The sequence below is a fragment of the Streptomyces sp. NPDC003697 genome (genome assembly GCF_053587115.1).
On the sequence record NZ_JBSFNN010000007.1, the window covers coordinates 122660 to 134954 of the forward strand.

The 12295-nt window shown below is 72.6% G+C and carries 12 protein-coding genes; 7 read left to right on the forward strand and 5 right to left on the reverse strand.

Annotated elements, in window-relative coordinates:
- Window positions 1-69: 69 nt before the first annotated feature.
- A complete protein-coding gene (locus ACWDNY_RS04970; RefSeq protein ID WP_451644295.1) occupies window positions 70-1113 on the reverse strand; it encodes a phosphotransferase in 1044 nt (347 codons plus the stop codon).
- 541 nt (window positions 1114-1654) lie between these two features.
- Between ACWDNY_RS04970 and pdhA the strand changes: the two genes are divergently transcribed.
- From pdhA to ACWDNY_RS04990, 4 genes are all read left to right on the forward strand, one after another.
- Entirely contained in the window at window positions 1655-2908 is a 1254-nt protein-coding gene (pdhA, locus tag ACWDNY_RS04975) for a pyruvate dehydrogenase (acetyl-transferring) E1 component subunit alpha (protein WP_451644296.1), read from the forward strand.
- 1 nt (window position 2909) lies between these two features.
- Window positions 2910-3890, forward strand: a complete 981-nt coding sequence (locus tag ACWDNY_RS04980; RefSeq protein WP_451644297.1) for an alpha-ketoacid dehydrogenase subunit beta — start codon at window positions 2910-2912, stop codon at window positions 3888-3890.
- A gap of 10 nt (window positions 3891-3900) precedes the next feature.
- Window positions 3901-5367, forward strand: a complete 1467-nt coding sequence (locus ACWDNY_RS04985) for a dihydrolipoamide acetyltransferase family protein (protein WP_451644298.1) — start codon at window positions 3901-3903, stop codon at window positions 5365-5367.
- A gap of 182 nt (window positions 5368-5549) precedes the next feature.
- On the forward strand, window positions 5550-5867 hold the full coding sequence (locus ACWDNY_RS04990; protein WP_451644299.1) for a DUF397 domain-containing protein: 318 nt from the start codon (window positions 5550-5552) through the stop codon (window positions 5865-5867).
- Here the strand turns inward: ACWDNY_RS04990 and ACWDNY_RS04995 are convergent.
- The 3 genes from ACWDNY_RS04995 to ACWDNY_RS05005 all read right to left on the reverse strand — a co-directional run bounded on the left by ACWDNY_RS04995 (window position 5800) and on the right by ACWDNY_RS05005 (window position 8154).
- Complete coding sequence (locus tag ACWDNY_RS04995; protein WP_451644300.1) at window positions 5800-6801, reverse strand: DUF1648 domain-containing protein; 1002 nt, start codon at window positions 6799-6801, stop codon at window positions 5800-5802. The genes ACWDNY_RS04990 and ACWDNY_RS04995 overlap by 68 nt on opposite strands.
- Window positions 6798-7145, reverse strand: coding sequence for a GntR family transcriptional regulator (locus tag ACWDNY_RS05000; protein WP_451644301.1), 348 nt, complete (start codon window positions 7143-7145; stop codon window positions 6798-6800). Before ACWDNY_RS05000 ends, ACWDNY_RS04995 begins: the two co-directional genes overlap by 4 nt.
- 106 nt (window positions 7146-7251) lie before the next feature.
- On the reverse strand, window positions 7252-8154 hold the full coding sequence (locus ACWDNY_RS05005) for a D-alanyl-D-alanine carboxypeptidase family protein (RefSeq protein WP_451644302.1): 903 nt from the start codon (window positions 8152-8154) through the stop codon (window positions 7252-7254).
- A gap of 187 nt (window positions 8155-8341) precedes the next feature.
- Between ACWDNY_RS05005 and ACWDNY_RS05010 the strand changes: the two genes are divergently transcribed.
- On the forward strand, window positions 8342-8992 hold the full coding sequence (locus tag ACWDNY_RS05010) for a GntR family transcriptional regulator (RefSeq protein WP_451644303.1): 651 nt from the start codon (window positions 8342-8344) through the stop codon (window positions 8990-8992).
- A complete protein-coding gene (locus ACWDNY_RS05015) occupies window positions 8989-10287 on the forward strand; it encodes an MFS transporter (protein WP_451644304.1) in 1299 nt (432 codons plus the stop codon). The genes ACWDNY_RS05010 and ACWDNY_RS05015 overlap by 4 nt, the downstream gene beginning before the upstream one ends.
- 284 nt (window positions 10288-10571) lie before the next feature.
- Here ACWDNY_RS05015 and ACWDNY_RS05020 read toward each other — a convergent pair whose 3' ends face one another.
- Window positions 10572-11396: a maleylpyruvate isomerase family mycothiol-dependent enzyme gene (locus ACWDNY_RS05020; RefSeq protein WP_451644305.1), complete on the reverse strand. Its 825-nt coding sequence runs from the start codon at window positions 11394-11396 to the stop codon at window positions 10572-10574.
- Between the two features lie 221 nt (window positions 11397-11617).
- Here ACWDNY_RS05020 and ACWDNY_RS05025 point away from each other — a divergent pair.
- A partial coding sequence (locus ACWDNY_RS05025) for a nitrilase-related carbon-nitrogen hydrolase (RefSeq protein WP_451644306.1) occupies window positions 11618-12295 on the forward strand: 678 nt, incomplete at its 3' end.

Genomic DNA, 12295 nt, shown 5'->3' on the forward strand with positions numbered 1-12295 from the left:
TCGTCCCGATCCCCCAAGGTGGATGACCCGCGCGGCCATATCCGCGGCCGCACGCGGCCGGCAGCCCCCTCACTCCGCGAACGCCCCGCACACCGCGTCATACCGCCGCGTCCACCACACCACGAGCGCGGAGGCGGCCGGGAACTGCGGGTCCGCCCGGGTGTCTCCGCGCGTGTAGTGCCAGCGCAGCATCCAGAAGTCGTTCAGGCGCTCCCACCACACGCGGTGCACGGCCGCCGCGAGCTCCGAGGAAGTGGCGCCGGCCGCGCGGCGGTAGGCGCGCGCGTACGCCCGCACCCTCGCGAGGTCCAGGGCGCCGGTGGGCCGCACGAAGAAGATCGCGGCCGCGCGGACGGCCTCCTCCGCGCGCGGCTGCACGCCGAGCCGGTCCCAGTCCACGATCGCGGCGGGCGCGTCCCCCCGGTACAGCAGGTTGAACGGGTGGAAGTCGCCGTGCACCCACCCCACCGGACCACCGGGCGGAGGGCGCCGGTCCGCGTGCTGCTCCAGCAGCGTGCGGCGCTCCAGGAGCCGGTGGCGGGCGAGCGCGTCGAAGGCGTCGCGGGGGCGGTGCCGGCGGACCCGGGCGAGCAGGTCGTCGATGAGGGCGAAGGTGCCGGCGGGGTCGGCGCTGCGCACCGGGTGGGGACTCGTGGCGGGGCGGGTGCGCCCCTTCGGGGGCATCACGCGTTCCAGGCCGGCGTGCACGGCGCCGAGCAGCGCGCCCAGCCGCTCGCACTGGCCGGTGGTGAGCTGACCGCCGTGGCGGTGCCCACCGTCGATCCAGGGGTGCAGGGCGTACGCGTGACCGCCGACGACGGCGACCGTGCGCCCGTCGCGCCCGGGCAGGGCGGGGGCCACCGGCACGCCCAGGCCGGCGAGGCGCTCGGTGGCCCGGTGCCGGCGGGCGATGGCCGCGGGGTCGGCGGTGTCGGGGTCGAAGTGGTGCTTGAGGAAGTACCGGCCCCGGGTGGTGCGCAGTCGGTAGCCCCGGTTGAGCAGGCCCTGGTCGACGGGCTCGCAGGTGAGGGCGGAACCGGCGGAGTAATGGCTGAGCACGGCACGTAACGGGGGCGCATGAGGCGCGGGGGGTGGTACACAAGGGCGCGACACGCGCCGATAGTAGGGCACGGCCCGGGCCCTCTGAGCTGCGGCTTGTCACAGACAGTCAGCGCCGGTCGCTTCCGGTCGCATGAGGACCGCGGCGTGTGCGCGCCGTCCGCCGGGCACGACTCGCCGGGGCGGCCGAGGCCGACCCGCCGGCCGTCCCACGGGAGGAGCAGTGTGTCCCCCCGCTGAGCTCTTCCCGTGGCAAGGTCCACCGGGATAACGTGCCCGTGTTCCGGCCCCCTGCAGGGCTGTGACCAGCGGCTGCCCCGAAGCCCTGCGCGGTACTTGGACCTCCTAGTAACGAAATACTTGGAAATCCAAGCAAAAACGCAGGTCAGGAGGGGTTTCACAGAAATGTGGCGCACTGGGTAACGTGACTGCTGCAGGGCGCTCGCCGGGGCACCTGTCACGCCTGTTCCCGGCCGAGTGGCACCCACCCCGTGCCTGGCTGCCGGGCAGGTGAGCCTCCCCCCAGCTCTCACGAGCAGGGGGGAACCCCAGGCCTGCCGGCAACCCCGGGGGCCGGACCGACGGAGGAGCACACGTGACCGTGGAGAGCACTGCCCCGCGCACACCGCGACGCAGCGCCGGAAGCAAGGCCGGGAGCACCGGCGCGAAGAAGACGGCCGGCACGGGCGCCGCGGCGCCCGAGGCCACCGGCACCCGGCGCACCACCCGTACCAGCCGTACGGCCGGCAAGGAGGCCACCGGCACCGCCGACACCCAGCTCGTGCAGTTGCTGACGCCCGAGGGCGAGCGGGTGGAGAACGCCGAGTACGACGCGTACGTCGCCGGCATCACGCCCGAGGAGCTTCGCGGCCTGTACCGCGACATGGTGCTCACCCGCCGCTTCGACGCCGAGGCCACCGCCCTGCAGCGCCAGGGAGAGCTGGGCCTGTGGGCGTCGCTGCTCGGCCAGGAGGCCGCCCAGATCGGCTCCGGCCGGGCCACCCGGGAGGACGACTACGTCTTCCCGACCTACCGCGAGCACGGCGTCGCCTGGTGCCGCGGCGTCGACCCGACCAACCTGCTGGGCATGTTCCGCGGCGTGAACAACGGCGGCTGGGACCCCAACGGCAACAACTTCCAGCTGTACACGATCGTCATCGGCTCCCAGACGCTGCACGCCACCGGCTACGCGATGGGCGTCGCCAAGGACGGCGCGGACTCCGCCGTCATCGCCTACTTCGGCGACGGCGCCTCCAGCCAGGGCGACGTGGCCGAGTCGTTCACCTTCTCCGCGGTCTACAACGCCCCCGTGGTGTTCTTCTGCCAGAACAACCAGTGGGCGATCTCCGAGCCGACCGAGAAGCAGACCCGTGTCCCGCTCTACCAGCGTGCGCAGGGCTTCGGCTTCCCCGGCGTCCGGGTGGACGGCAACGACGTGCTGGCCTGCCTGGCGGTCACCAAGTGGGCGCTGGAGCGCGCCCGCAGGGGTGAGGGCCCGACCCTGGTCGAGGCGTACACCTACCGCATGGGCGCCCACACCACCTCCGACGACCCGACCCGCTACCGCCACGACGACGAGCGGGCCGCCTGGGAGGCGAAGGACCCGATCCTGCGCCTGCGCCGCTACCTGGAGGCCTCGAACCACGCGGACGAGTCGTTCTTCGCGGAACTGGGGAGCGAGAGCGAGGCGTTGGGCAGGCGAGTGCGCGAAGCGGTCCGTGCCATGCCCGACCCGGACCGGTTCGCCATCTTCGAGAACGTGTACGCGGACGGGCACGCGCTCGTCGACGAGGAACGCGCCCAGTTCGCCGCCTACCAGGCGTCGTTCGCGGACGCAGAGGGGGTCTGACATGGCAGCGGAGAAGATGGCCCTGGCCAAGGCGATCAACGAGTCGCTGCGCCGTGCCCTGGAATCGGACCCCAAGGTCCTGATCATGGGTGAGGACGTCGGCAAGCTCGGCGGCGTGTTCCGGGTGACGGACGGTCTGCAGAAGGACTTCGGCGACAGCCGCGTCATCGACACCCCGCTCGCGGAGTCCGGCATCGTCGGCACCGCGATCGGCCTGGCCCTGCGCGGCTACCGCCCGGTGGTGGAGATCCAGTTCGACGGCTTCGTCTTCCCGGCGTACGACCAGATCGTCACGCAGCTCGCGAAGATGCACGCGCGCTCCCTGGGCAAGGTGAAGCTGCCGGTCGTCGTGCGCATCCCCTACGGCGGAGGCATCGGCGCGGTCGAGCACCACTCCGAGTCCCCCGAGTCGCTGTTCGCCCATGTGGCCGGCCTGAAGATCGTCACCCCGTCGAACGCGTCGGACGCCTACTGGATGATGCAGCAGGCCATCCAGAGCGACGACCCGGTGATCTTCTTCGAGCCCAAGCGGCGCTACTGGGACAAGTCCGAGGTCAACCCGGAGGCGATCCCCGGCCCGCTGCACAAGGCGCAGGTCGTCCGCGAGGGCACGGACCTGACGCTGGCCGCGTACGGCCCGATGGTGAAGCTCTGCCAGGAGGTCGCGGCGGCGGCCGCCGAGGAGGGCAAGTCCCTGGAGGTCCTGGACCTGCGCTCGGTCTCCCCGCTCGACTTCGACTCCCTCCAGGCGTCGGTGGAGAAGACCCGCCGTCTGGTCGTCGTGCACGAGGCGCCGGTGTTCTTCGGTTCCGGCGCGGAGATCGCCGCCCGGATCACGGAGCGCTGCTTCTACCACCTGGAGGCCCCGGTGCTGCGCGTCGGCGGCTACCACGCGCCGTACCCGCCGGCCCGCCTGGAGGAGGAGTACCTGCCGAACCTGGACCGCGTGCTCGACGCCGTCGACCGCTCGCTGGCGTACTGAGGAGAAGGTCGTGACGACGATGACGGAAGCGTCCGTGCGCGAGTTCAGGATGCCGGACGTGGGCGAGGGGCTCACCGAGGCGGAGATCCTCAAGTGGTACGTCCAGCCGGGTGACACCGTCACCGACGGTCAGGTGGTGTGCGAGGTCGAGACGGCCAAGGCCGCCGTCGAACTCCCCATCCCCTACGACGGCGTGGTCCGCGAGCTGCGGTTCCCCGAGGGCACCACGGTGGACGTGGGCACGTCCATCATCGCGGTGGACGTGGCGGGCGGGGCGCCCGCGGAGGTACCGGCCCAGGCCGCCGCTCCGGCCGCCCACGCCCCGGCCCCGGCCGGCGCCGAGGACGAGGAGGACAAGCCGCAGGGCCGCCAGCCGGTCCTCGTCGGCTACGGCGTCTCCGCGTCCTCGACCAAGCGCCGTCCTCGCAAGAGCCCGGACGCCGGGGCCGCGCAGGCGGCGACGGCGCTCCAGACGGAGCTGAACGGCCACGGCGCGGCCCCGGCCGCCCCCGCCGCCCCCGCGGCGCCCGTCGCCCCCGCGGCGCCCGTCGGACAGGCCCGGCCGCTGGCCAAGCCGCCGGTGCGCAAACTGGCCAAGGACCTGGGCGTGGAACTGTCGACCGTGGTGCCCTCGGGCCCCGACGGCGTCATCACCCGTGAGGACGTGCACGCCGCCGTGGCGGCGGCGACGGCCCCGCCGCAGCCGGCCGAGCCGGTGACCGCCGCCCCGGCCGCCGCTCCCGCGGCCCCGGCCGCCCCGACGTCGTTCGACGGCGCGCGGGAGACCCGCGTCCCGGTCAAGGGCGTCCGCAAGGCCACCGCGGCGGCGATGGTCGGCTCCGCCTTCACGGCCCCGCACGTCACCGAGTTCGTGACGGTGGACGTGACGCGGACGATGCGGCTGGTCGAGGAGCTCAAGCAGGACAAGGACATGCAGGGCCTGCGGGTCAACCCGCTCCTGCTGATCGCCAAGGCCCTGCTGGTGGCCATCCGGCGCAACCCGGAGATCAACGCGTCCTGGGACGAGGCCAACCAGGAGATCGTGCAGAAGCACTACGTCAACCTGGGCATCGCGGCGGCGACGCCGCGCGGCCTGATCGTCCCGAACATCAAGGACGCGCACGCCAAGACGCTGCCGGAACTGGCCCAGGCCCTCGGGGACCTGATCGCGACGGCCCGTGAGGGCAGGACGTCCCCGGCGGCGATGCAGGGCGGCACGGTCACCATCACCAACGTCGGCGTCTTCGGTGTCGACACCGGCACGCCCATCCTGAACCCGGGCGAGTCGGCGATCCTCGCGGTCGGCGCGATCAAGCTCCAACCGTGGGTGCACAAGGGCAAGGTGAAGCCGCGCCAGGTCACGACCCTGGCCCTCTCCTTCGACCACCGCCTGGTCGACGGCGAGCTGGGCTCGAAGGTGCTGGCGGACGTGGCGGCGATCCTGGAACAGCCCAAGCGGCTGATCACCTGGGCGTAGCCCCGAGCGGCGCCGCCGCGCACGGCACACGGAGCCGCGCATCCCGTCCGGGGGTGCGCGGCTCCGTCGCGTGCACGGGCAGCGGAGTCCGGGGTGGCCAGGGGGAGCCGTCACCCGTCCGCAGGCTCGCTCTTCGCGACTCCGCTGCCCTGATCGAAGGCATCCGCAAGGAGATGTGAGCCGTGCCGCGCTTCCCCTTCGTCAAGTCCACTTGCAGCAGCGGCAACGGCGAGTGCGTCGAAGTCGCCCGCAACGTCCCCGGCGCCGTCGCCGTGAGGGATTCCCAGGATGCCGACGGACCGATGGTGAGGTTCGGCCCGGACGCCTGGGGCCGGTTCACCTCGCACGCGCGGTGTGCCGGGCGCGGCCGAGCGGCCGCCGGGTTCCCGCGTGGTGCGCCGGGGGCGGCGCCGAGCGGCCGCCGGCTTCGTATCAGCCGTGCCGTGCCGTGCGCAGGGCGTTCAGCAGGGCGGCTCCGCGTTGCGCGTCGTCCACGCTGACCGCGAAGTCCGTGCGCCTGCCCCGGACGCGGACGACCAGGCACTCCCCGGCCCGCAGCATCACCGTCGTCCCCAGGCCGTTGAAGCGGTAGCCCCAGCCGCCGACCTGCGCCGGGCTGCGGTGCTCGGCGCGCGCCGACTCCATGGCGGCCGGGGACCAGCGCCGTACGGGCCAGCCCAGCGGGCCGAACCCCACCTCCAGGCCGCGTTCGGAGACACGCGCCTGGACCGAGGAGCAGACCGCCGTCGCGAGGGAGACGATCGCGCACGGGACGAACAGGCGCCACGCCTGCGAGGACGTGGTGAGGCCGGCGGCGAGGGCGACGAGGTCGCCCGCGGCCACCAGCCCGGTGCCGGCCGCCAGCAGATGGAGCCAGCGGTTGGTGGCGCGCGAGAACCAGACCACACGCTGCCCTTCCGGCACCTCCAGGGTGAGTCCCCGGCCGCCTTGCTCCGTGGCCGAGGGGTCCGTGTCGCGTCCCCGCCCGCTCACCCGCCGCCCGACGGCCCCGGCGACGAGCGCCGCCACGAGCGGGGCGGCGATCCAGGCAGGCGACAGGCGCGCCTGCTGCCAGTTTGTGTGGTCGATGTTGGCGCGGACGAGCAGTGCCTGCACGCAGGTGAGGACGGTGCCCAGCACCAGCAGGCCCACCGGTGCAGCCGATTGCCGTGCCGTGCGGGGACCGCGTCCGGGGCGCCGCCGTGCCATGAGGACGTACCCGGCGAGGGCCAGCCAGATCAGCGCCGGAAGCAGGGAGGCCAGCCACAGCGGCATCGAGCCGTCGGGGGCGTCCCCGGCCAGGTCCCAGTGGGTGGCCACCGGGTCCGGCAGCCGTTCCCGTGCGGCCCAGGGCAGTCCCGCGATCAGGACGGCCGTGCCCAGCGTCCAGAACGTGGCGCCCCAGCGCACTCCCCGTCGCCTCCCGTCGTTCACGGCGTCCTCCTGATCATCTCGACGAGGTCGTCCCGGCCGTAGCCCAGCCGTGCCGCCTCGGCCACCAGTTCCCGTACGCGCGTGCGCAGTCCCGAGTCCGGGTGGGCGCCCTGGGTCACGGTCACCCCCCGGCCCCTGCGGAACTCCAGCAGGCCCTCGTCCCGCAGGTCGCGCAGACCGCGCAGGACGGTGTTGACGTTGATGTCGAGGGCCTGGGAGAGGTCGCGTGCCGCCGGCAGGCGGTCGCCCGGCCGGCACTCGCCCTCGGCGATGGCGCGCCGGACGGCGCCCGCGACCTGCTCGTGCAGGGGCCGGGAGTCCGTCTTGTCCAAACGCAGCAGCATGGTGCTAATGACACTATCACCATTCACTTCATTGGAGAATGTGCCGACGTACGCGAACGGGCCCGCCGCGATGCGGCGGGCCCGTTCGATTCCGGGTGGCCGAGCGTCAGCCCAGCTTGGCGAAGCCGTAGTTCAGGAGCTTCGTCGCGTCCGAGGAGCGCTGCGAGACGGAGGAGGAGGCGAGGATCGTGCCGATGACCGTCCTGCCGTTCCGGGTGGCGGCGAAGACCAGGCAGTACTTGGCCTCCGGGCCGGAGCCGGTCTTCACGCCGGTGGCGCCGCTGTAGCTGCTCAGCAGGGTGTTCGTGTTCGTCCAGGGGGCCATCGTGCGGGTGCTGCCCGTCTTGGTGACGGTCCTGGCCGTGTACGACTTCGTCTTCACGATGGCGCGGAAATTGGCGCTCTTCATCGCGCTGCTGGCGATCTTCGTCAGGTCGCGCGGCGTCGAGTAGTTCGAGCCCATGCCGATGCCGTCGAACGAGTCGAAGTGGGTGTTCTTCAGGCCGAGGTTGCGGGCGGTGGTGTTCATCTTGCCGATGAACGACTTCACGCGCGCGTCCCGCGTCGTACCCGAGCCGAACTTGTCGGCCAGGGCGTAGGCGGCGTCGCAGCCGGACGGCAGCATCAGCCCGTACAGCAGCTGGCGGACCGTGACCTTGTCGCCGACGATGAGGTGGGCCTGGGAGGCGTTGTTGCGGACGACGTAGTCGCTGTACGCCTTCTGGATGGTGACCTTGGTGTCGAGGTTCAGGTTCGGCTGCGAGAGCACGACCTTCGCGGTCATGATCTTCGTCGTGGAGCCGGTGGAACGCGGGGTGTCCGCGCCCTTCATGTACAGCGACGTCCCGTTCGCGTCGTTCATGACGTAGCCGCCCTTGGCCACGATCGAGGGCGTGCTGACGGCCTGGGCGGGCGCCGCGGTGAGAGCTCCGGTGGCGAGCACGGCGCCGGACGTCAAGGCGACGGCGGCGGCGCGGCGGAAGCGGAAGCCCTGAATGCCGGTTTTCAAGTGAGGTACCCCGATTGGTGTCGACTGCCCCTAGGGTGCGGCCCAGTTGAGTCCCCATAGGGAAGGGCCACAGCTGTGTGACAGGTGAAGGGCCCCGAAGGTTGCGCGATCGCCCGGGTGATTTTCCAGTCGGTCCGCATCCTGGACCGCACCGGTCATGCGTACCTGTTGTATCTATGCTGTGGACATGACCCTGGCCGTGAAGCAACCCCCCGCCGCCGACCGCGTCTACACCCACGTCAAGCAAGGGGTCCTGGACCGCCACTACGAGGGCGGCACACTCCTGACCGAGGGTGAGCTGGCCGAGGCCGTCGGGGTCTCCCGCACACCGGTGCGCGAGGCCCTGCTGCGGCTGGAGGCCGAAGGGCTCATCCGGCTGTACCCGAAGAAGGGCGCCCTGGTGCTGCCCGTCTCCGCGCAGGAGATCGCGGACGTCGTCGAGACCCGGCTGCTGGTCGAGGAGCACGCCGTCCGCAAGGCCGTCCCCGCGCCGCCCGGTCTCGTCGAACGGCTGGAGGAGCTGCTCGCCCGGCAGAAGCGGCAGGCCGCCGACGGGGACTTCGCCGCGGCCGCCGTCACCGACCGCTGCTTCCATGCCGAGATCGTCCGCAGCGCCGGCAACGAGATCCTCTCCCGGCTCTACGACCAGCTCCGCGACCGGCAGCTGCGCATGGGGATCGCGGTCATGCACTCCCACCCCGACCGGATCGCCAAGACGCTCGCCGAGCACGAGGAGATCCTGGACGCGCTGCGCTCCGCCGACGCGGAGGCGGCCGTCGGCGTCGTCCACCGCCACGTCAGCTGGTTCTCCCACCTGGCGCGGGGTGAGGTCCGATGAGTTCGCCGTCCGTGTCGCTGCCGGGGGATCCCCCGGGCGGACGGCGGGCCGTCGCCGTCTGGGGCATCGGCGTCGCCGTCTACTTCGTCGCGGTCATCTTCCGCACCTCGCTGGGGGTCGCCGGCCTCGACGCCGCCGACCGCTTCCACGTGGGCGCCTCCGCCCTGTCCACCTTCTCCATCCTCCAGCTGCTCGTCTACGCGGGCATGCAGATACCCGTCGGCCTCCTGGTCGACCGGCTCGGCACCAAGAAGGTGCTGGGCATCGGTGTGGTGCTGTTCACGGTCGGGCAGCTCGGCTTCGCCTTCTCGCCGTCGTACGGCCTGGCACTCGTCTCCCGCGCGCTGCTCGGCTGCGGCGACGCGATGACGTTCATCAGCGTGCTGCGGCTGGGCACGCGCTGGTTCCCCGCCCGCCGCGGGCCGCTCGTCGCCCAGCTCGCCGGGCTGGTCGGCATGGCGGGCAACCTGGTGTCCACGCTGGTGCTGGCCCGGCTGCTGCACGCGGTCGGCTGGACGGCGGCGTTCGCCGGCAGCGCGCTGGCGGGCGTGGCCGTCCTGGTGCTGCTGGTCCTGTTCCTCAGGGACCACCCCGAGGGCTTCGCACCGCAGCCGGTGCCGCACCAGGGCGCCGCGTACGTCCGCCGGCAGATCGCCGCCTCCTGGCGGGAGCCGGGCACCCGGCTCGGCCTGTGGGTGCACTTCACCACGCAGTTCCCGGCGATGGTGTTCCTGCTGCTGTGGGGCCTGCCGTTCCTCGTCGAGGCGCAGGGGCTGTCGCGGGCGACGGCCGGCGAACTGCTCACGCTCGTCGTGCTCTCGAACATGGTCGTCGGACTCGTGTACGGGCAGATCATCGCCCGGCACCACGCGGCGCGGCTGCCGCTGGCGCTGGGCACGGTGGCGGCGACGGCCCTGCTGTGGGCGGTGACGCTGGCGTGGCCCGGACGGGCGCCGATGTGGCTGCTCGTCGTGCTGTGCGCGGTGCTCGGGGCGTGCGGGCCGGCCTCGATGATCGGCTTCGACTTCGCGCGGCCGGCGAACCCGCCGGAGCGGCAGGGGACGGCGTCCGGCATCACCAACATGGGCGGTTTCATCGCCTCGATGACGACGCTGCTCGCGATCGGGGTGCTGCTGGACGCGACCGGGGACGACTACCGGGTCGCCTTCTCGGCGGTGTTCGTGCTGCAGGTGCTCGGGGTGAGCCAGATCCTGCGACTGCGGAAGCGGGCGGCCCGCCGGGAGCGGGAGCGGCTGGTGGCCAGCCGGGTGGAGACGGTGCACGTCCCGGCGTGACGGCGCGGGTCCGCGCGGCACCAGGGGCGCCGGTGCCGGTGGGGCCGTCGCGTGGCCGCCGAAGCGGGCACCGGAACGTCCCTCACCGGCGGGCGGGCCTCCCCGGCCGGTGGTGAGGGCCGGGGAACTCCGCCCGCCGGGAGCCGCGGCGGTGTCGCGTGAGGGTGTTCCGTGATCGGGTTCCGCAAGCCGGTCGTGTTCCACCGACCGGTCGTGCCGCGCGGCCGACCGTGTTCCGTGACCGACCGCGCTCCGCGACCGGTCGTGCTCCGCGACCGGTGCCGTTACTGCGTCACCGTGAAGTTGCGCAGGATCGCCGCCGTCAGGTCCGGGTCGCCCTCGGTCTTCACCCGGTCCGCGACCGCCTCCGGGGTCACCCGGCCGCAGGCCAGACGGACGTAGGTCTCCCAGTCCAGGGTGAGCGCGGCGGCCGGCCCGAGGGCCGGGGCGGTCTCCAGGGTGCCGCGCCCCTGGATGTCCACGCGGATCGTGCGCAGGAACTCGACGGGACCGTGGACGTCGAAGACGATCGCCGAGCTGCGCGGCGCGTCGGCCCTCTCCGCGACGACGCGGGGCAACTCGCCGAGCAGGTAGTCACGGGTGACGTGGGCGCCCGGGGAGTCGAGGTCGCCGGGGCGGCCGAGGGCCGCGCGCAGGTCCTGCTCGTGCACCCAGATGTCGAACGCGCGGTAGCGCATGGACTCTTCGAGGGTGAGCTCCGTACCGAGCGGCCCGCGCACCTTGGTGCCGGGGTCGCGGGACTCGTTCCGCAGCTGGCGGTTGCGGCGGATGATCGTGTACTCCAGCTCCGACGTCATCTCCGGCGCCGTGTGGTGGCGGCGGACGTCGACCTGCATCTCCGTGTAGCGCTGGTGGTCGTTGGTGACGTGGAACAGGTCACGGGGGAGGGTGTGGATGGGCCGCGGGTCGCCGAGCGCCTCGCAGTCCAGTCCGATGACGTGGGAGACCAGGTCGCGGACGGACCAGCCGGGACACGGTGTCCGCCGGTTCCACTCGCCCTCCACGAGCGGCTGCACCAGCTCTGATATCGCTTCCACGGAGTGAGTCCAGGCGTCGGCGTAGGGCTGGAGGGTGGGATGCAGACTCACGGAACGGGACCCCTCGGCGGTCGGTACACGGGCAGGTTGTCGCGGCATTGCCAGTGGGTGGGTGGCTGCGGTCGGCGGGTGTCGCCGAACTCCCCCGAGCTCGCGGCTGCCCTCGAACAGGGGGAGCCCCCAAGTTACGCTGCTGTGGAGCACCCCGGCAGTGCTTTCGTGTGACGATCGTAGGCCCGTGTGGACGGCCCTAGTGCCAGGACGGTGGTAGTGTGCGCGCCTCGCTGATCCAGATCGCTGTGGACGAGGACGAATCGGTCGTATCGCGGCGGCGGCGGGTGGCCGCGCTGGTGCGCGAGCAGGAGGGCGCCGACCTCGTCGTCCTGCCCGAACTGTGGACGACCGGGGCCTTCGCCTTCGAGGAGTTCCGGAGCGAGGCCGAGCCGCTGGAGGGGCCCACGTACGAGGTGATGGCGAAGGCGGCGAGCGAGGCGGGCGTGTGGCTGCACGCCGGGTCGGTCCCCGAACGCGACGCGGACGGCACCCTCTACAACACCTCCCTCCTCTTCGCCCCGTCCGGTGACCTGGCCGCCGCCTACCGCAAGATCCACCGCTTCGGCTTCGACAAGGGCGAGGCCGTGCTGATGGGCGCGGGACGGGAGAAGGTGACGGTGCGTCTGCCGGAGACGACGCTCGGTCTGGCCACCTGCTACGACCTCCGCTTCCCCGAACTCTTCCGCGGACTCGTCGACGCCGGTGCCGAGACCCTGGTGATCCCGGCCGGCTGGCCCGAACGGCGGCGCGCGCACTGGACGCTGCTGGCGCAGGCGCGGGCGGTGGAGAACCAGGCGTTCGTGCTCGCGTGCGGAACGGCGGGCACGCACGCGGGGGTTCGGCAGGCGGGTCACTCGATCGTGGTGGACCCGTGGGGCGAGGTGCTGGCCGAGGCG

Excerpts from the sequence above, each read along its gene's own strand:
- ACWDNY_RS05000 (WP_451644301.1), bottom strand. The coding sequence starts at position 7,145 with ATGCTGCTGCGTTTGGACAAGACGGACTCCCGGCCCCTGCACGAGCAG.
- ACWDNY_RS05010 (WP_451644303.1), top strand. The coding sequence starts at position 8,342 with ATGACCCTGGCCGTGAAGCAACCCCCCGCCGCCGACCGCGTCTACACC.
- ACWDNY_RS05015 (WP_451644304.1), top strand. The coding sequence starts at position 8,989 with ATGAGTTCGCCGTCCGTGTCGCTGCCGGGGGATCCCCCGGGCGGACGG.
- ACWDNY_RS04980 (WP_451644297.1), top strand. The coding sequence starts at position 2,910 with ATGGCAGCGGAGAAGATGGCCCTGGCCAAGGCGATCAACGAGTCGCTG.